This is a genomic window from Allobosea sp. 05L423 (assembly GCF_056397745.1).
The window spans coordinates 52,972-79,345 of sequence record NZ_JBFTOA010000007.1; the positions used below are offsets into that span (position 1 = coordinate 52,972).

The window sequence follows — 26,374 nt, forward strand, 5'->3', positions numbered from 1 at the left end:
CCCGGCTTTGATGAGTCGCATGTGAGAGCGCCCAAGAATGGCTGATCTTCTTGACGTCGATCTGTGCACCGCCTCGGAGCTTGTTTCTTCCGGACAGATCCTGCCATCGGAGCTCGTATCGGCGTCGATCGAGAGGATCGAATCCAGTCCGGCCGCTCGGGCTTGCTTCATACGGTTTGACAAGGAAGGGGCAATATCGCGGTCGCGCCTTCTGGACGGCACGCGCGATCGGAAGGGAAGCCTCTACGGAGTGCCATTGGCGCATAAGGATCTCTTCTCGATCCGGTCAGAAAAGGCGTCATTCGCCACCCATTCCCATTTCCATCTGGAGGGTTCGAGCACGGCCGCCGCTCTGGCCGCTCTGGATTCGGCTGGTTCCGTGAATATGGGCTGCCTCCACCTGTCGGAATTTGCCATGGGCCCCGCCGGCTGGAGCGAGCACTACGGTTTCCTGGAGAACCCGCGAGACCCGGACCGGGTGACCGGTGGTTCTTCGAGCGGAAGCGCTGCGGCTGTTGCTCGCGGGTTGGTGTATGGCGCGCTGGGAACGGACACAGGAGGGTCGATTCGGATCCCGGCCGCATTTTGCGGCATCGTCGGGATGAAGCCGTCGGTGGGTCTGGTCCCGTCCCATGGCTGCTTTCCAGTCTCGGGCAGCCTCGACACCATCGGTCCTCTAGCTCGCACCGTGCGCGACTGTGCCCGCATTCTCGATGCAATTGTTCCGGAACGATCGCAGCTGAGCTTCGAGAGGCGGATCGGGGAGGAGAGGGCTATCCGCTTTGGCGTCCTCGATTCGAAATCGTTGACCGTGTCGCCGGACGGGGAAGTCGCGGACGCCTTTGAAAGCGTGATGGCCGCCGCGGGTCGGGTGGGCCTAGACCTTAGGTCGGTGCAGATCGAGGACCTCGCCGACCTCTCTGCTCTCTCCGCCGTCGTTTTCCTTACGGAGGCGGGGGCCGAGCATGCCGCCCGGTTGCACTCCGACCGAGAGAAGATTGGTCCGCAGGTTCGGGATCGATTGCTCCAGGGGCTCACATATCCCGGGAGCCTTTATCTCCTGGCCCGGAAAGCGCGCGAAGAACATCTGGCGAAGTTGAGGCAGGCGGTCTTTTCCGAGGTGGATGTCATTCTTATGCCGACATCGCCATCTCTTCCGCCTCGACGCGACGAGTATGAGAGGTTGTCGGGCACAGGCGCGATCCTCGATTTCAATGCGAGGCTCGGAGCCTATACCCCAGCGTTCAGCTATCTGGGGGTTCCGGCACTCTCGCTGCCGCTTCCCATCGGAGGCCCCGGGTTCGGCCTCCAGATGGTCGCGGATTTCAATCACGACGACATGTTGTTGAAAGCAGCTTCCGCGCTGGAAGCGGTGCTGGCTAGATAAGGCAAATCTCCTTGAGTAACCGGCCGACTAGCGCTTCAGATCTGACAAGGAGCGCGCTGAAGTCTGTGGCGCGTAAGGGCTATTGATCAGCATTTTTCTGATTTTAATTTCTCTTCCTGTTGTGGATCGGATCGTCTTAAGAGAAATTCATCTTGGTATTCCGAATTCGAACGCGACGATTTAGATGTATACGCGGCCGAAGTTCGAAGAATTGGCGATTACTGTCCAGCGGACGATAAATGCTGATCTTATAGGCACTATTGTTTTACGAGCGGTCTGGCGCTTGAAATCTTAAATTATTCTATTAGCTCAACGAGTTAATTGGGTCGCGACTAGAGTGATTTAAAGCGCCTGGGCGGCGATGATCAAGGGCCATTGTCGAAGGCTGATAGATGCGTTCATACCGGGGATGAAACTTCATGATCTGGGGATGCTCTATGGCCCAAACGTCCGCTGATCCGACGCGCGGCATCCTTAAGCAGATCAGCAAGCTCTCGCGCGCGAGCGTGGTATCTTAGTGCTACGACGCCAAGGTTGAGCGCGGCTATGACCTTGCCCTCTCTCCCCCAGATCGGCGCGGCAAGCCCCGTCGATCCCGTTACGTGCTCTTCGTCGCTGACGGCTAAGCCTTCGGCGCGGATCGTGTCGAACATTCCCCTTATCGCGTCGGGATCTGTGACGGTCTTAGGAGTCCTCTGTACGAGATGCGCCCTCGCAAAGTAACCGTCGGTAAGAACGGGATCCCAGTGAGCGAGTAGGAGACGGCCGGTGGCTGAGCAGTAAGAGTCGGAAAGGCCATCCAGTTCGATATCGTAGCGGACGGCCTGCCGGCTCACGCATTTGGCAATGCGTCGGCAATCGCCTCGCTGAGTTAGAACCGCCAGCATGACTGTCTCGCCGCTCTCGTCCCGAAGCTGTTCCATGATCGGGTGCGCCGCAGAAAGGAGGCGGGCTTCGAGCGCGCGAGAAGCCGATTGATGGCGACTAGCATGGACAAGCACGTATCGCTCAGTCGCGTCCTGAATTGCGTAACCGCGTGAAACCAGGGTCTGAGCCAGCGCATGAGCGCTGCTCTTCGGAAATCCCAGAGCCGCGACGATTTCCTTCAGCTTCACGGGCTCAGAGCAGCCTGCAAGATACTCCAGCAGGTCCAACACGCGCGCCGCAGACTTGACCTCGGTGTTCATGGACGTGAACCGAATCTCTCTTGGCGAACCAATTTGCCGGCGATAGGCTCTCCCTTAATCAAGAGGAAATCAACCCTCTTGAAAGAGGGTGAGTCATGAATTCGAGCAACGCTGCGCCCGTGGCGATTGTCACGGGTGGCGCGCGAGGTATAGGCCGCGCTTGCGCGCTGTCTCTTGCGAAGTCTGGACTGGACGTTGCGCTCGTCGATCTGTTGCCGGATGAGCTCAAGCGCACGGCTGACGAAATAATATCGCTAGGCCGGCGCGTGTTGACTTTCCAGTCGGACGTCATCTTCAAAGAAGAGGCGAGCCGTATTGTTGCGGAAGTCGTCGCGCAGTGGGGCCGCGTAGACGTCCTCGTGAACAATGCTGGCAAAGGGATGCCGAAGGGTATCTTCGAGATCACTGAAGCCGAGTTCGACCACACTATCGCTCTCAATCTGAAGAGCTGCTTCAACTACATCCAGGCTGTCGCACCGATAATGCAGCGCCAGGGTCGTGGGCGCATCGTGTCGATGTCGTCGCTGAATGCGCATTCTGGCGGTGTGACTGCTGCCGTCAGCCGGTTCGCCTATGCGGCTGCCAAGGCCGGAATCATCGGGATGACCCGCGCTCTCGCCAAAGAGCTCGGCCCGGAGATCCTCATAAATGCCGTCTGCCCCGGCATCATCGAGACCGAAGTCGGCAACACACTGACCCGAGCCCGCGGCCCCGCGATTGCCGATGCCGGCATCGCGCTGAAGCGAATGGGCAAGCCCGATGACGTGGCAGAGCTCGTCACGTTCCTAGCAACCTCGAACCCCTGCTTCATCACGGGCCAAGACATCGTGGTGGATGGGTTCCAGTTCAATCGCTGAGTGCTTCCGATGAACGTCACACTGCCCCCCGACACCAAGCCCTGGACGTGGAGTGAGGAGACTTGGCGGCAGGTGGTGAACCACGTCCGGGCAGGGCGGTCGCTCAAGCCTGGAGTTTGGAAGAATGGCGCCAAGTTCGCCGTCGCCCTGTCCTTCGACTCCGATCACGAGACGAACGAGCTCCGGGAGGGTGGGCGCTCTTACTCCAAGCTGAGCCAGGGGCAATACGGCAATCGCTCCGGCATTCCGCGTATCCTTGCAACTCTTGCCCGCCACTCGGTTCCGGCCAGCTTCTTCATGCCAGCCGTTGCCGCGCTTTTGCATGACCAGGAAGCCCGTTCAGTTGGAGATGCCGGGCATGAGGTGGCGATCCATAGCTGGATCCACGAGCTCAACTCGGTGCTCGACTACAACACGGAACGTGATCTGGCGCTCCGTGCCCGCGACACGTTGACGAAGCTGACCGGCCGGGAGCCGAAGGGCATGCGGACCGCGTCATGGGATTTCAGTCCATGGACGCTGAAGATCGTTCGCGAAATGGGGTTGCTCTACGATTCCTCATTGATGGCAGACGACGAGCCCTACGAGCTTCTCGACGAGGGGCAGCCGACCGGAATCGTGGAGTTGCCGGTGGAGTGGATCCGGGACGATGCCGTCTATTTCGGCATGGATCGCTTCAAGGGGCTGCGGCCTCACAGCGGGCCGCCCATGGTGCTCGATCTCTTCCTGCGAGAACTCGACGTCGCTGCGGAGGAGGGCGGGTTATTCCAGCTGACGATGCACCCGCACATCATCGGTCACCGCTCACGGATTTTCATTCTCGACGAAGTGATCAGGGCGGCGAAAGCAAAAGGCTCCGTCTGGTTCGCGACGCACGAAGAGATTTGCCGCTATTGCGCAGATGAAGCCGGTCTTAGCGCTCCTGTTCCGTCAGCCACCAACGGCCGGAGCTGACAGATGGCCTATCGCATTGGCGTCGACATCGGCGGCACCTTCACCGATTTCAGCGTGCTCGACGAAGCGACGCTGAATCTGCGGACGCTCAAGGTTCTGTCGCGCCCGGACGCTCCTGGAGCTGAGGTCCTTCAGGGGCTGGATGAGATCGAAAAGCGCTTCGGCATCGCGCCTTCGCAGGTCAGCTACTTCACCCATGGCTCTACAGTCGGCGTGAACAGCATCATTCAGGGCAAGGGCGCGAAGCTTGGACTGATCGTCACCGAAGGTTTTCGCGACGTCCTGGAGCTCGCGCGCCTGAAGATCCCGGATCCTTATGATCTGTTCTCGCGCCGACCGGTTCCTTTGGTGCCGAGAAAACGCGTGTTGCCGTTGCCGGAGCGCATCAATGCGGATGGCGTTGCAGAGGTCATTCCGGATCCGGCCGCGATCGCCACCGTTCTAGGTCGACTGGAGGCAAGCGGGGCCGAGGCGATCGTGATCGCCTTGCTGCACAGCTACAAGAACCCTGCACATGAAAGGCTGGTCAAAGCCGAAATCGAACGCCTGCGACCTGACTTGCCGGTTTTCTGCTCCGCCGACATCTGGCCAATTGTCCGAGAGTACGAGCGCACCATCACGGCCTGCATCCATGGCTCGGTGCAGCCTCGGGTGTCCCATTACATCGGCCGCCTCGAGGATGCTCTGATCGAGAGGGGGGTCGTTCCCGCCCCGATGATTACCAAGTCGAACGGCGGCGTCATGACCGCCGCGGCTGGCAAGGTGCGCAGCATCGAGATGCTGCTGTCCGGCACGGCTGCCGGTGTGATCGGTGCAGGCTTCACGGCCAAGCTGGCTGGCTTCTCCAGAGTCATGAGTCTCGACATCGGCGGCACAAGCGCCGATGTCGCGCTGCTCAAGGACGGGATGCCTGACTTCCGCTCCGGCGAACTCGTCGGGGAGTATCCGATCTATCTTCCGACAGTGTCGGTGTCCTCGATTGGAGCCGGGGGAGGCTCGATTGCCTCCGTGGACACGTTGGGTGTTTTGCGCGTCGGGCCTGAAAGCGCGGGATCGACACCTGGACCGGCCTGCTACGGCCGTGGTGGCGAGCGGGCAACGATCACCGATGCCTTCGCGACCATCGGCGTTCTGGGCGCTGGCGAGCTCGGATATGGCGCCGTCAACGTTGACCGATCCCGAGCGCTTGCGGCGCTTGAACCAATTGCCAGAGGCCTCGACCGCTCGTCGGAACGCGCGGCTGAAGCCATCATCCAGCTTGCTGTCGCCAACATGTACCGGGAAACCAGCCGGCTGTTCTCGCAGGTTGGCGAAGAGCCGAGCGGCTATGCGCTTCTGGCATTCGGTGGCGCTGGTCCCATGCTCGGCTGCCTACTGGCCGATGCCATGGGCATGCGGTCCGTCATCATCCCTCAAACACCAGGTGTGCTGGCCGCCCTTGGAGGCCTGCTTGCAGATCTGCGTTCGGATTTCGTGCGTGTGGTCTTCCTCGATGTCGGACCGCGCTCGTTCGACAGCTTGCGCCAGGCGATGGATGAGCTCGCCAGTGAAGCCCGCGCCTGGCTCTTCGAAGGGCAGGGCTATGCCGGCGAGGCCGCGCTGTCGATCACGGCCGACATGCGTTACCGCGGCCAATCCTATGAGATCGAGACGCCCTTGGAGGAGGCCTGGGTCGTCGACGGCGACCATGCCGCGATTGCTGCGGCGTTCCATAAGCGTCACGCCGAAATCTATGATCACTCGGACGATGCGGCAGATGTTCAGATCGTTGCGCTCCGTGTGGTCATTGCAGGGGGCACACCAAAGCCCGAGTTCGCAGAACAGGGGCTGAAGCTGCAGCAGGTGCAGCCCAGGACGCGGGTTCCGATCGTCCATCAAGGATCGACGATCGAGGCCGGTCTCTTTGATCGAAACGACCTGTCCCCGGGCGCGTCCTTCGCCGGCCCGGCCGTGATTTTGCAAGACGACACGACGACCTGGGCCCCGCCCGGTTTCGAGGGCCATGTCGATGGCTTCGGCAATCTGATCTTGAAGCGGAGTGCGATCTGATGGCGGCGCTAGATCCTGTCACGCTGCAGGTCCTGAAGAGCCATTTCGAGGCTGCGGCCGAAAGCATGGCATTCACGCTTCTGCGGACGGCGCATTCCGCCTTCGTCAAGGAGACGGAAGATTTTACCAGCGGACTGACGACGCCTTGTGGGCAAACCTTCGCCAGCCCGAAAGACCTCGGCGCGACCTGGTTCATCGGCCTCGACTACAAGGGCGCGATCGACGCTATCACGGATTACAAGCCTGGTGACATCTGCATCACCAACGACCCGTATTCCGGCTATGTCTGCACCCACGCTCCCGATATCCATCTCTGGATGCCGGTGTTCCATGAAGATCGGCTCGTCTGCTTCGCAGTGGGCCATATCCACAATACCGATATGGGCGGTGCGGTGCCGGCTTCGCTATCTCGCGCGCTGACGGAGGTGCAGCAGGAGGGAATTCGGATCCCGCCCATGAAGCTAGTCGAAGCTGGGGCGATGAACGAGAGCGTGCTGCGCATCATGCTGCGCAATGTCCGCATGCCCGATCAGAACTGGGGCGACCTCAAAGCCCAGATCGCCTCGCTGAAGACCGGCGAGCGCAAGATCCGCGATGCGATCGCCCGCTTCGGCGTCGAGACTGTCTGTGCCGCGACCTATGGCGTACTGGATCTGGCTGAGAGACAGGCGCGCCAGCTCTTCGCCTCGATTCAGGATGGGGATTACGAATTCACCGATTACATCGACGAGGATAGCCCCGGCGGCGTTCCATGTCGGCTGAAGCTGTCGGTCAGGGTTCGGGGCGACGAAGCGACCTTCGACTTCACAGGCAGCGACCCGCAGCTTCAGTCGGCGCTGAATATGCCGACTGGCGGCCTGCCGCGCCATATCCTGCCGCTCGTCGGCTACAACTATGTTGTCTACTCGCTCGATCGAACGGTCGCGCTCAACATGGGGCTTCTGCGTCCGGTTCAGTGCATTCTGCCGGAGGGCTCGGTCGTCAATCCGGTCTACCCGGCGGCCACGGGCATGCGCAGCCTGACGTGCGCACGCATTCAAGGCATGGTCATCGGTGCCTTCTCGCGTGCGATGCCCGATCGCCTGCCCGCTGGCCCGTCGGGCGGCGGCGGTATCCTGAACGTACGCACCACTGACAGTCGCACAGGTCGGCTGGCCATGGCCTCGATCAACCCCATCACCGGCGGCGGTGGGGGAAGCTCGTTCGAGGATGGGCAGGATGGTTCGAACTCGTTCCTGAAGAATACGCCTGTCGAGATCACCGAGGCGGAGGTGCCGATACGCGTCAGAAGCTACGAGCTGGTGCCCGATTCAGGCGGCCCAGGTCGCTATCGTGGCGGCCTCGCGGCTCAGATGACCTTTCAGATGTTCACGCCGAACTCGGTCGTGACAGCTCGAAACCGCGACCGCGTTCGCTTCTCCTGCTGGGGCCTCGAAGGCGGATTGCCAGGCTCGACCTGCAGCTTCCATCGCGCCAACGGCAACATGAAGCCGGAACACCTGGGGAACACTGACGTGGTTCGCTGCGGTCCGGGTGACGTGCTGACGATTTCAGCTGCAGGCGCAGGTGGCTGGGGCGACCCGTTCGAACGTCCGGATCACGAGGTCTTGCAGGACGTCCTTGGGGGCAAGGTCACCGAAAGCGGCGCCAGGGCCTATGGCGTGGTCGTCAAGGATGGTGTTGTCGATGAGGCCGCCACCAAGGCTCTGCGATCGGCGCCACGGGAACGCATGGGAGGCATGACCTTCGATCCCGAGAGGCTGAGCTTCGAGCGCATTTGGTCGGACGCCGTTTGGGACCGCCTGTCGCAGCACTTGTTTGCCCTTCCCGTCGAGTGGCGCTTCTTCGTCAAGCATGAGCTCTTCGCTGCGGTAAATGCCGATGCGGCCGCCAAGGATGATCCGGTTGCGGCACTGGAGCGGGCCTATGCCCGTGTTCTGGAACAGTACCCGCAGATCGTGCCTCGTCATCTGGAGGACGCGGCATGAATATCGAGTTCGTCAACCAGACCGTGCTGGTGGCTGGAGCGGCCCGTGGCATCGGCCGAGGCATCGTCGAGGAATTTGCGGCGAGGGGCGCCAATGTTTTCGCGGCAGACCGGCTCAAAGAGGAGATGGCCGGCCTGCCGGCGCATGCGACGCAGCTCGATCTGCTCGACAAGGCGGCCGTCAACCGGTGGGTTGTGGAGGTCGAGAGGATTGGCGGGCGAGCGCCTGACGTCCTGGTCTATGTGGCGGGCGGGGTGCTGGGGCAAAGCGCGAAGCCCCTGGAGGATGTCGAGGAGGCCGACTGGCGCGCTTTGCTCGACGTCAATTTGACGGGCGCCTTCTTGTCGTCCCAGGCGGTTTGCACCGGCATGAAGGCGCGCGGCAAGGGGCGGATCGTTCTGATCGCCAGCGGTGCCGGGCTGCGCACCTCGCTGACAGGGATTCAGGCTTATGCCTCCGCCAAGGCCGGTGAGATAGGGCTGGCGCGCCAGCTCGGCCAGGAGCTTGGACCGTTCGGGATCACGGTCAATGCGGTTGCTCCAGGGTTCCAGCGAACGAGCCCGGACTATGAGCGGCAGTGGCAGTCATATTCGGCCGAGCGGCAGGAAAACATGATTGCCAACACGGCGCGGCGTCGTCCGGGGACGCCGCAGGACATCGCCTACACGGTCATGTTCCTCGCCTCCGACTATGCGGACTTCATCACAGGCCAGGTCATTTCGGTGACCGGCAACCCTTGAAACGATAACAATGGAGGGACGGCATGACGACGACACGGAGAGACGCACTTAAAGCGGTTGCGGGATCGGTCGCCCTGGCATCGCTCTCGATCGAGGGAGTTTTGGCTCAGGCTGGCGGCAAGTTCGTCTACGCGAACAACAGCCCGTACGATAACCTCGACCCGCATACCATTTTTGATACAGCCCGTGCCGCGTCGCGTTTCAATCTCTACGACGGGCTCTACCGCTGGGTCGACAATCCCCCCAAGATGATCCCATGGCTGGCGGAGAGCCATACGGTCTCGGATGACGGCAAGGTCTACACGTTCAAGCTGCGGCAGAACGCCAAGTTCCACGATGGCAAGCCGCTGACATCTGCCGATGTCGTCTACTCGATCGAGCGCATCCTCGCCCTCAAAAAGGGGCCGGCCAGCCTGTACCTCGACAGCATCAAACCAGGATCGACACAGGCGCCCGATGCTCACACCGTCGTCTTCAACCTGAATGGCCCATCCGCGATTTTCCTGACCACCGTGCCCGACATCCTCGTGGTCAACAGCGCGCTGGTGAAGGCCAATGAGAAGGATGGGGACTGGGGCGAGGCCTGGCTCACGCGCAACGAGGCGGGCTCGGGATCCTATGCTCTTCGTCGGCATGACCCGGCCGTGGGCTTTACCGCACGCCGCTTCACCGACCATTTTGCGGGGTGGACCGGCCAGCCCTTCGACGACCTTGAATTCCGTACGGTCCTTGAGACGAACACCCGCGTGCTCGGCTTGATCCGCGGCGATTTCCAGGGCGCCGACGGCTATCTTCCCTATGATCAGATCCAGCGGCTCCGGCAGTCGAGCAACGTTCAGATCATCGAGCAGGAATCGATGAGGGTGTTCATCCTGGCGTTGAACTGCACCAAACCGCCGATGAACAATCCGAATTTCCGCCGCGCGCTGGCCTACGCCTTCGACTACGACGGTTTCATCAAGAGCATCATGAAGGACTCGGTCTCGCGGAATCCGGGACCCAACCCCAACAACATATGGGGCACGCCGGCCGGCCTGAAGGGCTACAGTTACAATCTCGAAAAGGCCCGCGAGGAGCTGAAGAAGGTGACGGAGCCGCTGCGCCCGATCACCATCAACGCCCTTGCCGGCTTCAGCGAATCCGAACAGGCGGCGACGCTGTTTCAGAGCACATTGCGCCAGATCGGGGTCGAGGTCGTGGTCGAGGTTTCGCCCTGGTCGCTCGTCTCCACCCGTATGCGCAAGGCCGACACCCAGGCCGATATCGTGCCGCTATGGAAGAGCACCTACTACGTCGATCCGAATAACTGGGTCGGCGAGCTCTATGGCACGCGTTATCACGGCACGCGCACCTTCTCGTACTACAGCAATCCCGAATTCGATAAGCGGCTCGACCGTGCCCTTGTCTCAAGTAGCCAGGAAGAACGCCGCAAGCTCTACGAGGAAATGACCGAGATGGTGAACGACGATGCCGCCGGCATCTTCGTTTACAACACGCGTTGGTACGGACCCTATTCGAGCAAGGTCGAGGGCATCCGCTTCTCCCCGGTCAGCAACGGCCAGGATATTCGCTGGGCATCTCTCAAGCGCTGAGCGGTCCTGACTTCTTCCAACCGGAGGCGTTGCCATGAACTGGCTGTCAATGGTGGCGAACCGATTGCTCTGGTTCGTACCGACACTCGTGGGGCTACTCGCGATCGTATTCGTGCTGTCGCGCGTCATTCCCGTCGACCCCGCGGTTTTGGCCGCGGGAGAGAACGCTTCCGTTGCGCAGGTCCAGCAGGTTCGGGAGCGCTTCGGGTTTGACAAGCCATTGCCGGTTCAGTTCGTGAACTACCTGCGCGACATCGCGCAGGGCAATCTCGGCACTAGTCTCTTTACCCAGCAGCCCATCGTCGACGACCTCGCTTCTCGTCTTCCCGCGACGCTGGAGCTGACGATCTTTGCCGTCCTGATCGCAGGCCTCATCGGCATCCCCTTGGGCGTGTTCTGCGGCCTGCACCGGAATTCATGGATAGACCACGTGCTTCGGGTCGTGACGGTTTCAGGCCTTGCTGTGGCATCCTTCTGGTTGGCGATGCAGTTTCAGTTCCTCTTCTCGATGAAACTCGGATGGCTGCCGCTTTCCGGGCGCATTGAGGGATTTCCGCCTGAGCCGGTAACGGGTCTCATGCTGGTTGACGCGATGATCGAAGGCGATCGCGAGATGATCGGCTCCGCACTCAGGCACATTGTCTTGCCGACACTGACCCTGGCTTTGCCCGCTGCGGCCACCGTCGTCCGCTTTACTAGAAACGGCGTTATCGGCGTGATCAACTCGCCGTCTGTGGCCTACCAGACCGCGATGGGGCTGCCTCGTCGCCTGATTGTCTGGAAATACGTGCTTCGCATGGCATTGACCGCAACCGTCACGCAGCTCGGACTGATTTTTGGTATCCTCCTCGCTGGCGCGGTTGTCGTCGAGACCGTCTTTGATTGGCCCGGCTTGGGCGCCTATGCCGTGCGCTCGATCCTGCAGTCCGACTACAACGCTGTGATGGGCTTTACCCTCTGCACGGGCGCACTCTTCGTCCTGATCAATCTGCTGGTCGACATGCTGCAGGCTGCGATCGACCCGCGAGGTGCGGCCTGATGGATCTCCTGAAACGCTTTGCCAAAGATAAAGCCGCATTCATCGGATTGAGTCTGCTGGGCCTTCTCGTGCTGACTGCGGTGTTTGCGCCGCTGCTGGCCCCATTTCCGAACGATGTCTTCGATTTCCACATCGGGAACCGGCTTCAACCGCCATCGGCCACCGCGCTTTTCGGCACAGACCGGATGGGCAGCGACATCTTCAGCCGAATGCTGTTCGGCGCCCGGATCACGCTGATGCTGGCGGGGATTGCCGTCGGCTCGGCGCTCGTCATCGGCGTACCGATCGGTCTTATCGCCGGCTATTATCAGAACTGGGTCAGCGATGCGCTGATGCGGATCGCCGAGATCTTCCTTGCGGTGCCCCAGATCGTTCTGGCCATCGCGATCGCGCAGACGCTCGGACCATCGATCGAGAACGTCATTCTGGCGCTATCTTTGACATATTGGCCGTTCTGGGCGCGGCTGGTCTATGCCGAGACGCGATCCATGCGGAATGAGGTCTTCGTGGAGTCTGCGGTCGCGCTCGGTGCATCGCCTTGGCGCGTCATCGTCCTACACATCCTGCCGAACATCGCTTCGCCCATCATCGTCCGGACGTCGATTGGCATGGGCGCGACGATTCTGACCGCGGCAACGCTTGGCTTCCTGGGGCTTGGCGCGCCGCCGCCCACCCCCGAATGGGGGCGGATGATTGCGGAAAGTCGTGAGTTTCTTCCCGAAGCCTGGTGGTACGCTCTCGCTCCGGGCATCGCGATCTTCCTGACGGTGCTGGGCTTCAATCTCTTTGGCGACGGCCTGCGCGACATTCTGGACCCGCGTACGCGGCGCAGTGTCTGATCATGAGCAATCTCCTCGACATTCAGGCCCTGTCCCTGGGCTTTCGAACGGAAAAAGGTCTCGCCAAGGTCCTCGATCGGATCGATCTCAGCGTGAAGCCTGGTGAAATCGTCGGACTGGTCGGCGAATCCGGCTGTGGCAAGTCAACGCTCGCCCGTGCGATCCTGGGAACGCTTCCCGAAGGCCAGACGGAGATCAACAGCGGGCACATCCGGCTGGACGGTGTCGATATGCTCTCGGGAGGAAAGGCGGCCGAGCATCTGCGGGGCCGTGTCGTTACCTTTGTCCCGCAGGACCCCTTTGCGAGCTTCAATCCTCTGTTTCGGATCGGCACCCAGATCCACGACCTGATGCGCTTCAAAGCCCCTCGGGACGAAAAGGGGAGCTTCGGCCGTTCGCGCAAGGCAGATGAAGCTAGCGCCATCGCCATGCTCGATGCGGTGCAGTTGCCGCAGCCGAAGGCGATTCTGGACAAGTATCCTCACCAGCTATCGGGCGGCCAGCGCCAGCGGGTGATGATTGCCATGGCGCTTCTTCCTCAACCTCGGATGATCATCGCCGACGAGCCTACAACTGCTTTGGATGTGACGGTCCAGGCGCAGATCCTGGGGTTGCTGCGGCGGCTGGCGGTCGAACGAGGCGTTTCAGTCCTGTTCACGACCCATGATCTCGGCGCGGCCTGGGAAATCTGCGACCGCGTGGTGGTAATGTATGCTGGGCAGACTGCAGAAATAGCGCCGCGCGAGCAATTCTTCGGCGATCCCCGCCATCCTTATACGCGCATGTTGCTCGATAGTTTGCCCGCGCCCGGGCGTGATCCTGTCGGAATTCCCGGCGGTGTTCCCAGTCCGCTCAACGCCCCAAACGGTTGCCGCTTCAATCCACGCTGCCCCCGCGCAACGGACGTTTGTCACGATAGCAGGCCGACGCTGATTGCCGAGCCCAATGGCCACGCCGTTGCGTGTCATCATCCCTGGTCGGCCGAGGCGGAGGCTGCGCATGTCTGACGCCAACAATCCCCCCATCCTCGAAGTCGACCACCTGGCCCGGCACTTCCCTGTCCGAGGGTTCCTGAATCGGAAGGTTGGCAGCCTACGCGCGCTGGACGATGTTTCCTTCGCCGTCGAGCCTGGCGAAATTCTGGGAATTGTCGGCGAATCCGGCTGCGGCAAGTCCACGCTCGGCAAGACGCTCATGGGCATCCACGAGCCAAGTGAGGGCGAAGTCCGGATGCTGGGCGAGAGGATTGCCTCGCCGGGCCAGAAGCGTGCTTCCAAAATCCGTGCGCGTCTTCAGTATGTCTATCAGGATCCGGGCGCTTCCCTCGACCCCCGCTGGACACTGCGCCGCTCGCTCCACGAGCCACTGATTATTCACACCGACTGGTCGAGGGAAAAGCGGGAGGAAAAGGTCAAGGAGATCGTCAAGGCGGTTGGACTGCCCGTTGAGCACCTGGATCTCTATCCGCATGAAATCAGCGGCGGCCAACAGCGGCGGGTTGGTCTGGCTCGGATCCTGGTTCTCGGGCCGGAACTGGTCATCTTCGACGAGCCCACGTCGGGACTGGACGTTTCGGTGCAGGCGACCGTGCTGCGGCTGTTCCGCGACCTCAAGTCAGAATTCGATCTGACCTACCTCTTCATCAGCCATGACCTAGCTGTCGTGGAGTCGATCTGCGACCGCGTCATCGTCATGTATCTCGGGAGGATCGTTGAGATCGGGCGGACCGCCGAGGTTTTCGCCGCACCGCGCCATCCCTACACACAGGCGCTACTGTCGGCTGCACCTCGGATCGGCGGGCCTCGCATTACTGAGAATTTCTCGCTGCAAGGTGAGCCGCCTGATCCGTCCAATGTTCCGAGTGGGTGTCGCTTCCGTACGCGTTGCCAGTACGCGACATCGGAGTGTGCCGACACTCAACCGGAACTTGATGACAAAGATGGTCACGGCGTTGCATGCTTGCGCTGGCGCGAGTTGAACGTGTGAGGCCCGGTCTCTTCAAAGCTGTAGCCGCTCCTTCATGGCAGCTTGCTCTCGCGACCATGGTTGCGGTTCAAATGGCCACCGCGTTCCTCAGCCGGATTCCCCCGACCATTGCACCCATTCTCGCCGAGGAGCGAGGCTGGTCGGCTTCGGTGGTGGGGTATCTTGCCAGCCTCAACACGCTCGGTTCGATCCTCTTTCTTGCCTTGGGTGCGCCCTATCTGAGAGCTCTCGGTTCAGTGCGAGCCCTCCAAGTCGGGCTGATGATCGGAATCCTGGGTCTGGCGCTCTTTCTGCCGAGCTGGACGGTGACGGCCTGCATTGCCGCGCTGCTCATCGGTGTGGGGTACGGACCATCGTCGCCCGCGGGCAACGATGTCCTGCATCGCACAGCACCTCATGGCCGTCGCAGCATGATTTTCTCGATCAAGCAGGCTGGAGTGCCGCTCGGAGGAGTCATTGCGGGGCTCGCACTACCTCCTCTCGCAGCAGCCTATGGTTGGCGCATCGCCCTCCTTGCTTCTGCGGTCTTTGTGCTTGCCATCATCGCCAGTGTCCAGCCGATGCGAGAGGCGCTTGATCGAGATCGGGAGAGGGGACTGAAGTTTGGATTGGGGGTGATCCTCTCCGTCTCCAATCTGGTGACACCGATCAGAACGCTGACAGCTTCGTCGACCTTGTTTCGTCTGGCGGCAGCGGGCGCTTGCCTGGCGATCGGGCAGGGGATCTGGTTCGCCTATCTCATGACGTATGCGGTCTCGCAGCTCGGCTACAGCCTCGAGACCGCCGGAGCGCTGTACGCATTGATGCAAGCAACCAGCATCGCCGGTCGTGTTTTTCTCGGTTGGCTCTCCGATCGGCTTGGAGTTCCACGATTGCTGTTGCGCTTGATCGGGTTGGCGTCAGGTGTGACCTCCCTGACATTGGCCCTGGCGACGCCCGAATGGCCTTTCCCGGTCTATTGCATCATCGCTGCGGTCGCGGGCATCACTGTATCTAGCTGGAACGGTGTCCAGTTGTCCGAAATCGCCCGGGCTTGTCCTCCTACACTCGTTCGGGAGGCTTCTTCCGCTGCCACCCTCGTCATTTTCCTCGGTTACGTCGTCGCGCCATCAGCATTTGCGATGACACTAAGCTTTACGTCCCGTTTCGACCTTGGCTTCTTCGCCTGTGCGCTTTCCGGAGTGGCGTGCTTGATCCTCGTGCCTGAGGAATGAAGCTCGCGCTTCAGAGGCTGCCTGTGGTGTGTCTGCTTTCAGCGAGAATCCCTGGGAGATATCGATCTCGCCATTTCCGCCGGACCCGGGCAACGTTGGTCCATCATGGGGCAACCGAAGGTCTGGCACCTTGCTGGCGGAATCGAGCGGCGAGAGGGGGCGATAAAGGACCTCTGAAACCGCACATGTGCGCGCGCCATTTTAACGCTTCCTAATCGCCGGCTCTCGCAGACTGACGTCCCAAGCTCTCGGACCGCGGACGCGCTGTGCTTCTCGATCAAGGTTCACTTTTCACGGCATTTTCGCTGTCGGCGCTCGGCCTCGCGGCGGCATTCTTCGTGAATTGGCTGGTCACTCGCAGTGAGCGTTTCCTCATCGTCTGGACGATCGGCGTCTCGCTCATGGCGTTGGGCGTATTTGGCTACAGCTCGTATACTCGCTCGCTTTCACCCGTTGTGGGCACAATGGGCTACACCGCCCTGCTGGTCGGTCTGGCATGTGTCTATGGGGCTGGACGAGAGTTTCGCTCGAAGCGCCTGCCTTGGAAGGTGATGAGCCTCATGGCTATCGGCTCCTCGACTGCGATGGCCGTTCCCATGCTATCCGGCTACAACGGCGCATCGATCATCATCTTGAATCTGGCTGCGGCAACAATCCTTCTGATCACCGCTCGGGATTACTGGCGTGGACGCGCGGAGGATCGCTTCGCGATAACGGCGCTGAGCGGCCTTTACCTCCTGACTGCCACCTCCTTCGTGCCCTGCGCGGCGCTTCTGCTTCTCGGCGGGCACTGGATCTTGGCGTCCGCGCCCGACAACTGGGCCGAGGATCTGAACATCGTCATTTGCCTGACGACACTCGCGGGCATCGGCGCGTTGTCTCTTGCTCTCAATCAGTCGCGGCTCGCCCGAGGGCACAAGCAGGATGCGGAAACGGATGCGCTGACGGGGCTGCTGAATCGGCGGGCGCTCCTCCAGCGCATGGCTGGCGAGATCAAAGGGCCCGCGACAATCGTCTTATTCGACGTCGATCGGTTCAAGGGCATTAACGACAGCCATGGCCATGCGGCTGGAGATGAAGTCCTGCGCTTTTTCGGGAGCACCCTCGCGACCAATACACCAAGAAGTGGCCTCTCCGCCCGTATGGGGGGTGAGGAGTTTGCATTGCTGCTGCCTGATACGTCGCTCGTCATGGCTGCGATGTTGGCCGACGAAATCCGCCTGGGCCTTGGGAGCAAAATCTTTCACACAAGCCGCGGGGCCTTTGGGTGCACTGTGAGCGCGGGTGTCGCATATTCAGAGGGCATCGAAGCCTTCGAAGCGCTTTTGCATTCTGCCGATGAGGCCCTCTATGCAGCCAAGGGCAATGGCCGCAATCAGGTTGCGATCAGCTCCGGGGATGGGATTTTCCGGGCGCAGATGCATGGGCAAGCGGCCGGCCATCGCGGGCCAGTCGACCTTATTAAGTTGAAGGCGAGTTAGCCAAAATGATGAGCTGGGATCCTGTCCGCCGACGCAGCCCTTGACGCCTGGCACCAGGGCACTCGCTGAAACCTTCATGTTCGGGGGCACCGCGAGTCGAAGGGCGTCGGCAGCCAGACGACGTCCTTGCCGGGCACCAGCTTGCCCATCACCCAGGACGGGCCCCAGTCGTAGTAGAGCGTCGGCTCGCCGCGCATCACCCGCGCGATCACCTCGGCCATCAGCGCCTCGTATGCGCCGCGCGCTGACTTGACGGTGCCCTTCAGGCCGAATTTGTCGAGCTGGTGTTCGATGACGTAAAGGCTCACGCTTTCCCAGATCAGGAGACCGCTCCACCCAATCGAGCAACTTTCGCTTCCAAGCGCAGCGGAAGCGCCCAGGTTCTGGCGCCTCGTGGGTAAGGCCATTCCAATCGAGACGTACCGGCTGCTTTGCATTGAAGAGCAAGCACCGGCCGAGATAATGAGAGTTGGCTAGAGCGCTGCAACATGGAGATCCGGTGACTTTTCGTTTCGTCCACGCCGCCGATATCCACCTCGATTCCCCGCTGCGTTCACTTGCGCTCAGGGATCCAGATTTGGCGGAGCTGGTCGGCAATGCGACGCGACATGCCTTCGTGCGGATCATCGATCTCTGCCTCGCAGAGCAGGTCGACGCGCTGTTGATCGCTGGCGACCTTTATGATGGCGATCAGAGCTCGATGAAGACGGCGCGCTTTCTGGCCGAGCAACTCCGGCGGCTCGATCAAGCCGGCATCGACACCTTCATCATCCGCGGCAACCATGACGCGATGTCGCGGATCACGAAGGAGTTGGTGCTTCCGGACTCGGTCAAGGTCTTCGGCGGTCGCGCCGAGGCGCTGGAGCTTCCCGGCCCGGCGGGGCGGGTTCCGATTGTGGTCCATGGGCTGAGCTTTGCGCAGCCGCATGCTCCGGACAGCCTGCTCGGCAAGTACCGGCCGCCGGTGGAGGGCGCGGTCAATATCGGCATGTTGCACACCAGCCTGGCCGGCACCCCGGGCCACGACCTCTATGCGCCCTGCAGCCTGGCCGACCTCCGGGCGACGGGCTTTCGCTACTGGGCGCTCGGCCATATCCACAAGCGCGCCATTGTCGACGATGCCTGCATGATCGCGGTGCCGGGCATGCCGCAGGGGCGCGATATCAACGAGGCCGGATCGAAATCCGTCTCGCTGGTCGCTGTCGGCGACGACCGTTCCATCAGCATCGAGGAACGCGTGACCAGCGTCGCGCAGTTCGAGCGGGTCACGGTCGACGCGACCGGGATGGAGGATTGGCGGGAGCTGGTGTCGGGCGTCGCGCGAGCTCTGGAGGCGACACGCAGCGCGATCGATTCCGCGCACCTGGTCGCGCGACTGCAGGTCGTGGGAGCGACGCCGCTGGCCTGGCGCATCCGCCGCGACATGGACCTGTTGAAGACCGAGGCCGACGACCGGGCTGCCGCCATCGGCTCATGCTGGGTGGAGAAGCTGGAGATCTCCTGCCAGCCGCCCGCGCTGCCGGGTGAGACGCGGGGCGACCCGCTCACCGATCTCCATCGCCTGATCGAGGAGCAGATCCTCGGCTCCGATGCCTTCACAGCCACGCTGGCCGGCATGGCTGAGGAAATCCGGGGCCAGCTTCCACAGGAATGCCGCGACGTGCTGGGCGCCGACGAGGACGCCTTCCGGGAGCGTGTCGCACGCCTCGCCCGCGACGGCGCGGAAACGGTGGTCGCGCGGCTGCAGGCGGCGGGCGAGGGGGGCTGAGCATGCGCCTTTGCCGCCTCGACCTGACGCGCTACGGCAAGTTCACCGATCACAGCATCGATTTCGGCGCGCGGCGCGACGGCGAGCCGGATCTGCATGTGATCTACGGGCCGAACGAGGCCGGCAAGTCGACGACCTTTTCGGCTTTTCTCGATCTCCTGTTCGGCATGGGACCGCAAAGCGCCTTCGGCTTCCTGCATCCCTATTCCACGATGCGGATCGGCGCGGCGCTGGAGTTAGATGGTGAGACGCGGGAATTCGCGCGCATCAAGCGACCGCAGAACAGCCTGCTCGATGCCGAGGATCGTCCGCTGCCCGAAAGCGCCATCCGCGCGGAGATTGGCGGGATCGAGCGCGACGCTTATCGCACCATGTTCTCGCTCGATGACGAGACCCTAGAGAAGGGCGGCGAGAGCATCCTGGCGAGCAAGGGCGATCTCGGGCAATTGCTGTTCTCGGCCAGCGCCGGCCTCGCCCATCTCAGCCACAAGCTTTTCGATCTGCGGGCCGAGACGGAGAGGTTCTACAAGTTCCGGGCTCGCAGCGGCTTGCTCGCGGAGCTCAAGGCCCGGCTCGCGGGGCTGAAGGCCGAGCGCGAGCAGTTCGACACGCTGGCGTCGGACTATGCGCGCCTGATCGAGACGCGGGACCGTGCCACCGGCCAATATGACGAAGCGGTCGGAGAGCGCGCGCGCCTCCAGGCCCGCATGGACGAGATTCAGCGTCATCTTGCGGCATTGCCCCGGCTCGTCGCGCTGCGGGCCGATCGCGAGCGCCTCGCGCCCCTCGCCGGTTTGCCGGAAGTCCCGCCCGGCTGGGCGGCCGAACTGCCGGCGCTGCAGAAGGAAGAGATCGCGCTCGGCGTCCAGAGCCAAGCTAGCCGCGAAGAGATCGAGCGGTTGCGCCACGAGATCCGGGCGATCGTCGTCGACGAGGCCGCTCTTCGGCAAGCGGAGGGGCTGGAGCGATTGACCGAGCTGCGGGCACGCTACATCACGGCGGAGAGGGACCTCCCCGAACGCAGATTGCAATTGCGCCAGCTCGATCTGCAGGTTTCCGGCATCCTGCAGCGGATCGAACGCGACGGGGAGGCCGAGCCGCAGCGTCTCGTCTTGACCGCCGCTACGACCGGCCGGCTGCGCGAGCTGATCGAAGCGAGGTCGGGCCTCGATGCCGCCCTGCGCAATGCCGGGGAAGAACTCGCCGAGACCCGACGACGCCTCGCGGAGACCGCGGCCAAGCTGCCGAAGGCGGATCGGGCCGAGCCCGCTTCCCAGGATCGAGCGCGCGCAATCGCGGCGCTGGCGGCAACGGTCGAGGCCTTGCGGTCGGCCGATCATCAGGTGCGCTCGCGCCTCGCCGAGCGGGCGCGGGCGGCGGCGCAGGAGATCCTCGACGAGCGCGTACCGGCGCTCCACCCCTGGCAGGGCACGGTCGATCAGCTCGCCGGCATGACAATCCCCAGACCGGACATGCTGCGGCGCTGGAAAGCGTCCCGGGGCGAGAGCGAAACCCTGCTGACCCAGCACCGGCGGGAGATCGAGCGGCTGACGACCCAGATGCGGCATGTCGAGGCTGAGCGTGCGGGCCTTGCCGCGACGACCGGCATCGTGACCGACCGGGAGGCGGCCGAGATCCGGGCCCGGCGCGAACAGGCCTGGGCGGTGCATCGGCGCGTGCTCGATACAACCTCGGCAGACATCTTCGAGGCGGCCCTGCGCCATGACGACCTCGTCGGCGGCGGGCGTCTCTCGCATATGTCCGAGCTGGCGAGGCTGCATCAGAGCGGGCAGGCCTTGGCCGTCGCGCAGGCCGATCTCGCCCGCGCGGAGGAGCTGGCCGCGAACGCCGCGGCCGCTCTCGACGGCATCGACGCTGAGGTCGCGCAAGCTGTGCGTGTCATGGCGCCGTCCTGGTCCCCGGTGCCGCCCTTGCCGGAACTTGAGGATTGGCTGTCGCGTCGAGACCGGGCCCTGGAGGCGCGGGAGGCAGTGCGGGCCGCCGAACGGGATCTGAATGCAGCGCAGGCGGACATCCGCGAGGCGCGGGCTCAACTTTCGGCCGCGCTGGCGCGAGCAGGACTCTCCGCTGTGGAGGACGCCGATGTCGGCACCCTGCTCGCGGAAGCCCAGGCCGGCCTGGAGAACGAGTCGCAGTTGCGGCGGCTCTACGCAGAGCTGACGGACCGGCAGCGCGATGTGGCGATGCGCGAGCGCACGGCGGAACAGGCAGCGACGAAGGAGCGGGAGTGGGTCGAGGCCTGGTCCGCGACCTGCCGCAGTTGCTGGCTGGCGGAAGCGGGTTCGGTCCCCGCCCTCGGCGTCGTGCGCGAGATCCTGACCGCGATGGCCGATCTCGCGCCGACGCTGGAGAAGCGCGCGGGCCTCGTCGACCGCATCGACAAGATGGAGAAGGACCAGGCGGCGTTTCGAGAAGAGGTCGCGGTTCTCGCGCAGGCTCTGGGCATTCCGCGCGAGATGCCGGTGCTCGACAGCATCCGGGAGATCGTCGACAGGGTCCGGCAGGCCGGCGCCAGCGAGGACCGTCGCACGCAACTATCCGCCCAACTGGGGACCGCGGCGGATCGGCAGCGCAAGCTGGTCGAGAAGCATAGGATCCATGCCGGCCAAACGCAGCGGATGATCGCCTTTTTCGACGCGAGCTCGCTGGCCAATGTCGCCGAAGCGCTAGATCGGATCGCGCAGCGCCGGGCGCTGCTGGAGCGGGCGGGCGAAGCCGAGCGCGACATCTGCGAGGCGCTGCGCAGCGACGACCTCGCCAGTGCCGAGGCGGCGCTCGACAGCGTGGTCCGGCCGGCGCTGGAGGCCGAATGGAACGAGCTGAAGGTGCGGTTCGAGGATCAGGACCAGCGCTGCCACGAACTCTTCGCAGCCCGCGCGACGGCGATCGATCAGGTCGAGGCCATCGGCGGCGATGCCAGGGTCGCCGAGATCGAAGAACGTCGCCGCACGACCTTGCTGGAGATCGAGGACGGAGCGCTGCGCTATCTGCAATTGCGCGCCGGCATCGCCGCGGCGGAACAGGCGCTTTCGATCTATCGGGAGCGCCATCGCAGCTCGATGATGGAGCAGGCCTCGGCCGCGTTCAGGACAATCAGTCGGGGCGCCTATTCCGGCCTTGCGGCGCAGCCCGGGAAGGATGGCGAGACGCTGATCGCCCTTGCTGCCGGCGGCGGCTCGAAAGCCGCGGACGAGCTGTCGAAGGGCACGCGCTTCCAGCTCTATCTCGCGCTGCGCGTCGCCGGATACCATGAATTCGCAAAGGCACGCCGCACCGTGCCGTTCGTGGCCGACGACATCATGGAGACGTTCGACGATTTTCGCGCCGAGGAAGCGTTCCGGCTGTTCGCGGATATGGCGCGGAATGGTCAGGTCATCTACCTGACACACCATCAGCACCTTTGCGAGATTGCTCAGCGGGTCTGCCCAACAGTCCGTTTGCACAGGCTGGACGCGCCAGAAGCAGCGCGTTTGATAGCCTGACGCCCCTCGACAACGTCTGCTTTCAGGCAAAACGTCAAGGTCGGCTTCTGGCGCATCGAGGGCGTGTCGCGCCCCGCCGCTTAGACCCTACCTAAGCCCCAGATCGCTCGTTCGATCGAGGGCCGACTAGGCGCCTCGAAAATCGGCTCCTTCTACGGAGAAGCGAGCAGATCGTCACCCTCCAGATTTTAGCGATCGACCATCGCTTCGCCTGGGCCCGTGATCGTCGCGGATTCTACCGGCTGGCCGACTGCCAACTGCCGCGCCGGGCTCTTCTCAGCCCCTCAAATGTCGACGCATTGTAATCTAGCGGCAGACCGGGACACCACGAGCGAGCTTCTGGACATCGTTGGGCTGACCCAGGAGACTGCTGGAAAAAGCCGGGTGCATCTCGCGGCCGCAATGGCTTAGGTCTGTGTATGAAGCACAACCGCGAGACCGCTTTTCCGGCTTTGGAAGATATGAAAACCAAAGCGGAGAAGATCCACGCGCTCGCGCTGGCAGGCTATTTCAGGACCGAGATCGCCGAGATGCCCGGCATTTGCCTTTGTTCCATAATGTAAATTATCGGAATCGCTGGTGTCGCCAGGTGGGTTCAAGTTTGAAGCACGACTTGCGAACGACCCCAATGGGTTACCAGTCGCAGGAACGCAGCGAGGCAACCTCCGGCAGTTCTCGTCCCCTGGTGGAAAATTCCACCAGCTAGCATGCCTGGCATCGTGGAAGAGGACGAAGGTCCTCTTTGGCTTCCTCTCTCACGCGCCCGGACGGTGCTCCCGGAACCCGGCAGCCAGCGCACGGAGGGCCTCACGGGATTTCGCATCGGTAAGCGTGGAGAACATCACGATCTCGGTCGAGGGAAGTGGAGGCAGGCCAAAGCGCTGGCTGACCTCGATCGTGCCGGGAGGGACGAGACGACAGGAAAAGGCCGCGATGGCAAGGCCGGCGGAGACGGCTGCCGTCACCATGGATGACGTGCCGCCAAGGAAGACCTCCGTCCAGGGTATGGAAGCGGTGTCCAGCGCGCGGGCGGCGATGTCGCGCACGCCGCAGGCGGGCGAGAGCGCGGCCAGCCGCAAAGGCTCGCCCTGACGATGTTCGAATCCTGGGGCCGCGAACCAGCCGAAATGCTCCAGCCCCAGCACCTCGCCGTCGCGCCGGTCTTCCTCGCGCCGAATGATGGCGGCGTCCAGTTCGCCGCGATCGAAAGCGTCCAGCAGCACGCGCGAATTGTCCATCCGCACTTCAATGGTCAGGCCGGGATCATGGGCGTTGAGCCGGGCCAGAAGGGTCGGAACCTCCGGCCCGGCCACATGGGCGGCGATGCCGAGACCGAAGCGGCGGCGCCCCGCAACAAGACCCGCCATGGCACGGTCGTGAGCCGCGAGGAAGTCGCGCGCGCCCACGAGGAACACCGCCCCTTGCGCGGACAGGCGCACCGAGCGGGGCGTGCGTTCGATGAGGCGTTGGCCGAGCCGGTCTTCCAGTCGCTTGAGCTTCACGCTGATGGCGCCCTGCGTCGTCCCGAGCGCCTCGGCGGCCCGGGTGAAGCTCTGGAGATCGGCGATGGTGACGAACGCCTGGACGGCGTCCACGTCGAGCGCGGCCATTTAATGATCCGGATATGTTGTCTCTGAAATATACAACCATCCAGTTTTGGCATGGTCAAGGTTTCGCTAGCTTGCCTCGACTCCGCAACGCGCGAACCGAAGCACATGCGCCTTATGTCATGACCGGCTTCGCCGTTGCGCCCCCGACATCGAAAGACTGAACCATGACTATCGCCGTATCCGCACCAACCGGTAGCCGAAGTGCTGTCGCGCTCGCCGCCGTTTGCCTGTCTGCCCTGATGTTCGGACTGGAGATCTCCAGCGTCCCGGCGATCCTGCCGACGCTGGAGCAGGTGCTCCACGCGGATTTCCGGCAGCTTCAGTGGATCATGAACGCCTATACGATCGGCGTGACGATGGTGCTGATGGCTGCGGGCGCGCTCGCCGACCGCTTCGGGCGCAAACGCGTGTTCATCGCCAGCATCGTCGCCTTTGGCATGGCATCGCTCGCCTGCGGGGTCACGACGAGCGTCGCGGTGCTGATCGGCGCCCGTTTCCTTCAGGGCTTGAGCGGCGGGGCGATGCTGGTGTGCCAGATCGCCATCCTGTCGCACCAGTTCCGCACGCCCACCGAGCGTGGCATGGCCTTCGGCTGGTGGGGCATCGTCTCCGGTGTGGGGCTGGGGTTCGGTCCGATCATCGGCGGCGTCATCGTCGCGCTCTGGAGCTGGGAATGGGTGTTCCTCGTCCATGCAGTCCTCTGCATCATGACGGTTTTGCTGGCAGCCAGCGGCGTACGGGAATCGCGCGACCCGGACGCGATCCGTCTCGACTTCGTCGGCATCGTCACATTGTCGGCCGCCGTATATTGCCTCGCATTCTTTATCACTCAGGGACCGGTACTCGGCTTTGCCAGCCTGACAGCGCTTTCAATTCTCGGCGTGTCCTTCGCGAGCTTCATCGCCTTCGTCATCGCGGAAAAGCTTAGCCCGAGGCCGATGGTTGACTTCTCGGTGTTCCGCATCCGGCCGTTTTCCGGTGCGATCGTCGGCTCGGCCGCGATGAACATGAGCTTCTGGCCGTTCATGATCTATTTGCCGATTTGGTTCCAGGCGGGCCTTGGCTATGACAGCGTCGCCGCCGGTCTCGGGCTGCTCGCCTATACGCTGCCGGCCCTGGTCGTGCCGCCGCTGGCCGAGCGCTTGTCGCTGCGCTACCAGCCCCGCCTCGTGATTCCGGCCGGCCTGTTCACCATCGGGCTCGGCTTCATTATGATGAAGTTCGGCAGCGCGGCCGCGAGCGCGAACTGGTTGACGATGCTGCCGGGCTGCATCCTGGCCGGTGTCGGCCTTGGCCTGACCAATACGCCGGTCACCAACACGACAACGGGATCGGTTCCCCCTGCGCGCTCCGGCATGGCCTCCGGCATCGACATGAGCGCACGGATGATCTCGCTCGCCATCAACATTCCCATCATGGGCTTTATTCTGGTCGAAGGTGTGCTGTCTTCGCTCAGAACGAACCTGCCGCTGGACGCGGACCCGTCTGCTCTGCGCTCGCTCGCCGAAAGAATTGCTGCCGGGACCGCAGGCTCACCGGGACAGGGCATATCCGACACCATCGTCCGCCAGGCCCTAGCCGACGGCTTCGGACGGGTCATGCTCTATGGCGGCTTGAGCGCGTGGCTGCTCGCAGCAGTGAGCTTGATGGTGTTTGGCCAAGCCAGAAAGCTCTCCCGAGATTGTACGGCCTGACATCCGGAAATTCTGGCACACGCTCGTGGACGATGCGGCATACCGCTGGACAGCGTTATGCCGTGCTGTTCGGCGCGCTCAAGCCGCGTCCGCACAGAGGGCCCGGCGAAGAGAAGCGAGCCTGCGAAGGCCACGAGGCGGGCCGCGATAAAGAGCCGCGCGATTTCATGAGGCCTGCTCGGCCGCGACCAGATCGAGAAGATGAGGGAAAAGCCTGTCCAGTTCGGCCCGGCGCAATGTGGCCGCGCGGCTATTGCCCCGATTTACCTGCCGGATCAGGCCCGCTTCACGCAAGACGCGAAAATGGTGTGTCAGTGAAGCCTTGCTGACCGCAAAGCCGAACGACGCGCAGGTTCTCTGCGTGCCTTCGGGAGCGCGCGCGAGCTCCGCCACCACGCGACGGCGCAGCGGATCGGCGAGTGCCGCCAGGACCGGACCAAATGAGATCTCGGCCACTTCCGGATGTCCTTCTCCGTCCGGCAATCT

20 protein-coding genes are annotated in these 26,374 nt (G+C 62.9%); 16 read left to right on the forward strand and 4 right to left on the reverse strand.

Annotated elements, in window-relative coordinates; genetic code table 11:
- Positions 1-37 precede the first annotated feature (37 nt).
- Positions 38-1,387 carry an amidase gene (locus AC1DNE_RS17460; RefSeq protein WP_441471855.1) on the forward strand — a complete coding sequence of 450 codons (1,350 nt, stop codon included), beginning with the start codon at positions 38-40 and terminating at the stop codon, positions 1,385-1,387.
- Between the two features lie 398 nt (positions 1,388-1,785).
- Here the strand turns inward: AC1DNE_RS17460 and AC1DNE_RS17465 are convergent, their stop codons facing one another.
- Complete coding sequence (locus AC1DNE_RS17465; RefSeq protein WP_441471856.1) at positions 1,786-2,574, reverse strand: IclR family transcriptional regulator; 789 nt, start codon at positions 2,572-2,574, stop codon at positions 1,786-1,788.
- 95 nt (positions 2,575-2,669) lie between these two features.
- Here AC1DNE_RS17465 and AC1DNE_RS17470 point away from each other — a divergent pair, with 95 nt between their 5' ends.
- The 12 genes from AC1DNE_RS17470 (at position 2,670) to AC1DNE_RS17525 (ending at position 17,313) form a co-directional block, all read left to right on the forward strand.
- A complete protein-coding gene (locus AC1DNE_RS17470; RefSeq protein ID WP_441471857.1) occupies positions 2,670-3,431 on the forward strand; it encodes an SDR family NAD(P)-dependent oxidoreductase in 762 nt (253 codons plus the stop codon).
- 9 nt (positions 3,432-3,440) lie between these two features.
- Positions 3,441-4,385, forward strand: coding sequence for a polysaccharide deacetylase family protein (locus AC1DNE_RS17475; protein WP_441471858.1), 945 nt, complete (start codon positions 3,441-3,443; stop codon positions 4,383-4,385).
- 3 nt (positions 4,386-4,388) lie between these two features.
- Positions 4,389-6,434, forward strand: a complete 2,046-nt coding sequence (locus tag AC1DNE_RS17480) for a hydantoinase/oxoprolinase family protein (RefSeq protein WP_476841137.1) — start codon at positions 4,389-4,391, stop codon at positions 6,432-6,434.
- Complete coding sequence (locus AC1DNE_RS17485; protein WP_476765547.1) at positions 6,434-8,422, forward strand: hydantoinase B/oxoprolinase family protein; 1,989 nt, start codon at positions 6,434-6,436, stop codon at positions 8,420-8,422. The genes AC1DNE_RS17480 and AC1DNE_RS17485 overlap by 1 nt, the downstream gene beginning before the upstream one ends.
- Positions 8,419-9,162, forward strand: a complete 744-nt coding sequence (locus AC1DNE_RS17490) for an SDR family NAD(P)-dependent oxidoreductase (RefSeq protein WP_441471861.1) — start codon at positions 8,419-8,421, stop codon at positions 9,160-9,162. Before AC1DNE_RS17485 ends, AC1DNE_RS17490 begins: the two co-directional genes overlap by 4 nt.
- Positions 9,163-9,185: 23 nt before the next feature.
- Positions 9,186-10,754 (forward strand): ABC transporter substrate-binding protein, encoded by a 1,569-nt coding sequence (locus AC1DNE_RS17495; RefSeq protein ID WP_441471862.1) that lies wholly within the window; start codon positions 9,186-9,188, stop codon positions 10,752-10,754.
- 34 nt (positions 10,755-10,788) lie between these two features.
- A complete protein-coding gene (locus AC1DNE_RS17500) occupies positions 10,789-11,793 on the forward strand; it encodes an ABC transporter permease (RefSeq protein ID WP_441471863.1) in 1,005 nt (334 codons plus the stop codon).
- Positions 11,793-12,632: an ABC transporter permease gene (locus tag AC1DNE_RS17505; protein ID WP_441471864.1), complete on the forward strand. Its 840-nt coding sequence runs from the start codon at positions 11,793-11,795 to the stop codon at positions 12,630-12,632. The genes AC1DNE_RS17500 and AC1DNE_RS17505 overlap by 1 nt, the downstream gene beginning before the upstream one ends.
- A gap of 2 nt (positions 12,633-12,634) precedes the next feature.
- Complete coding sequence (locus AC1DNE_RS17510) at positions 12,635-13,639, forward strand: ABC transporter ATP-binding protein (protein ID WP_441471865.1); 1,005 nt, start codon at positions 12,635-12,637, stop codon at positions 13,637-13,639.
- Positions 13,632-14,618, forward strand: a complete 987-nt coding sequence (locus tag AC1DNE_RS17515; RefSeq protein WP_441471866.1) for an ABC transporter ATP-binding protein — start codon at positions 13,632-13,634, stop codon at positions 14,616-14,618. The genes AC1DNE_RS17510 and AC1DNE_RS17515 overlap by 8 nt, the downstream gene beginning before the upstream one ends.
- Positions 14,619-14,689: 71 nt before the next feature.
- Complete coding sequence (locus tag AC1DNE_RS17520) at positions 14,690-15,832, forward strand: MFS transporter (RefSeq protein ID WP_441471867.1); 1,143 nt, start codon at positions 14,690-14,692, stop codon at positions 15,830-15,832.
- A gap of 266 nt (positions 15,833-16,098) precedes the next feature.
- Positions 16,099-17,313: a GGDEF domain-containing protein gene (locus AC1DNE_RS17525; RefSeq protein WP_476765548.1), complete on the forward strand. Its 1,215-nt coding sequence runs from the start codon at positions 16,099-16,101 to the stop codon at positions 17,311-17,313.
- Between the two features lie 74 nt (positions 17,314-17,387).
- On the opposite strand, the gene AC1DNE_RS17530 is transcribed toward AC1DNE_RS17525, so the two are convergent.
- Complete coding sequence (locus AC1DNE_RS17530) at positions 17,388-17,621, reverse strand: glycine betaine ABC transporter substrate-binding protein (RefSeq protein WP_476765549.1); 234 nt, start codon at positions 17,619-17,621, stop codon at positions 17,388-17,390.
- A gap of 191 nt (positions 17,622-17,812) precedes the next feature.
- Here AC1DNE_RS17530 and AC1DNE_RS17535 point away from each other — a divergent pair, with 191 nt between their 5' ends.
- Both AC1DNE_RS17535 and AC1DNE_RS17540 read left to right on the forward strand, forming a co-directional pair.
- The gene (locus tag AC1DNE_RS17535; protein ID WP_476765550.1) at positions 17,813-19,081 is read left to right on the forward strand and encodes a metallophosphoesterase family protein; all 1,269 of its coding nucleotides are present in this window, start codon (positions 17,813-17,815) and stop codon (positions 19,079-19,081) included.
- 2 nt (positions 19,082-19,083) lie between these two features.
- On the forward strand, positions 19,084-22,584 hold the full coding sequence (locus AC1DNE_RS17540; RefSeq protein ID WP_476765551.1) for an ATP-binding protein: 3,501 nt from the start codon (positions 19,084-19,086) through the stop codon (positions 22,582-22,584).
- Positions 22,585-23,339: 755 nt separating this feature from the next.
- On the opposite strand, the gene AC1DNE_RS17545 is transcribed toward AC1DNE_RS17540, so the two are convergent.
- Complete coding sequence (locus tag AC1DNE_RS17545) at positions 23,340-24,194, reverse strand: LysR family transcriptional regulator (RefSeq protein WP_441471872.1); 855 nt, start codon at positions 24,192-24,194, stop codon at positions 23,340-23,342.
- A 164-nt stretch (positions 24,195-24,358) separates the two neighbouring features.
- Here AC1DNE_RS17545 and AC1DNE_RS17550 point away from each other — a divergent pair, with 164 nt between their 5' ends.
- Positions 24,359-25,888 (forward strand): MFS transporter, encoded by a 1,530-nt coding sequence (locus AC1DNE_RS17550; protein WP_441471873.1) that lies wholly within the window; start codon positions 24,359-24,361, stop codon positions 25,886-25,888.
- A 165-nt stretch (positions 25,889-26,053) separates the two neighbouring features.
- Here the strand turns inward: AC1DNE_RS17550 and AC1DNE_RS17555 are convergent, their stop codons facing one another.
- Positions 26,054-26,344 (reverse strand): ArsR/SmtB family transcription factor, encoded by a 291-nt coding sequence (locus AC1DNE_RS17555; protein WP_441471874.1) that lies wholly within the window; start codon positions 26,342-26,344, stop codon positions 26,054-26,056.
- Between the last annotated feature and the right edge of the window lie 30 nt (positions 26,345-26,374).

What these genes read in the sequence shown, in the direction of transcription:
- AC1DNE_RS17540 (WP_476765551.1), top strand. Translation starts at nt 19,084, where the DNA reads ATGCGCCTTTGCCGCCTCGACCTGACGCGCTACGGCAAGTTCACCGAT.
- AC1DNE_RS17465 (WP_441471856.1), bottom strand. Translation starts at nt 2,574, where the DNA reads ATGAACACCGAGGTCAAGTCTGCGGCGCGCGTGTTGGACCTGCTGGAG.
- AC1DNE_RS17495 (WP_441471862.1), top strand. Translation starts at nt 9,186, where the DNA reads ATGACGACGACACGGAGAGACGCACTTAAAGCGGTTGCGGGATCGGTC.
- AC1DNE_RS17490 (WP_441471861.1), top strand. Translation starts at nt 8,419, where the DNA reads ATGAATATCGAGTTCGTCAACCAGACCGTGCTGGTGGCTGGAGCGGCC.
- AC1DNE_RS17475 (WP_441471858.1), top strand. Translation starts at nt 3,441, where the DNA reads ATGAACGTCACACTGCCCCCCGACACCAAGCCCTGGACGTGGAGTGAG.
- AC1DNE_RS17550 (WP_441471873.1), top strand. Translation starts at nt 24,359, where the DNA reads ATGACTATCGCCGTATCCGCACCAACCGGTAGCCGAAGTGCTGTCGCG.
- AC1DNE_RS17545 (WP_441471872.1), bottom strand. Translation starts at nt 24,194, where the DNA reads ATGGCCGCGCTCGACGTGGACGCCGTCCAGGCGTTCGTCACCATCGCC.
- AC1DNE_RS17515 (WP_441471866.1), top strand. Translation starts at nt 13,632, where the DNA reads ATGTCTGACGCCAACAATCCCCCCATCCTCGAAGTCGACCACCTGGCC.
- AC1DNE_RS17500 (WP_441471863.1), top strand. Translation starts at nt 10,789, where the DNA reads ATGAACTGGCTGTCAATGGTGGCGAACCGATTGCTCTGGTTCGTACCG.
- AC1DNE_RS17480 (WP_476841137.1), top strand. Translation starts at nt 4,389, where the DNA reads ATGGCCTATCGCATTGGCGTCGACATCGGCGGCACCTTCACCGATTTC.
- AC1DNE_RS17485 (WP_476765547.1), top strand. Translation starts at nt 6,434, where the DNA reads ATGGCGGCGCTAGATCCTGTCACGCTGCAGGTCCTGAAGAGCCATTTC.
- AC1DNE_RS17505 (WP_441471864.1), top strand. Translation starts at nt 11,793, where the DNA reads ATGGATCTCCTGAAACGCTTTGCCAAAGATAAAGCCGCATTCATCGGA.
- AC1DNE_RS17510 (WP_441471865.1), top strand. Translation starts at nt 12,635, where the DNA reads ATGAGCAATCTCCTCGACATTCAGGCCCTGTCCCTGGGCTTTCGAACG.
- AC1DNE_RS17470 (WP_441471857.1), top strand. Translation starts at nt 2,670, where the DNA reads ATGAATTCGAGCAACGCTGCGCCCGTGGCGATTGTCACGGGTGGCGCG.
- AC1DNE_RS17460 (WP_441471855.1), top strand. Translation starts at nt 38, where the DNA reads ATGGCTGATCTTCTTGACGTCGATCTGTGCACCGCCTCGGAGCTTGTT.
- AC1DNE_RS17520 (WP_441471867.1), top strand. Translation starts at nt 14,690, where the DNA reads ATGGCCACCGCGTTCCTCAGCCGGATTCCCCCGACCATTGCACCCATT.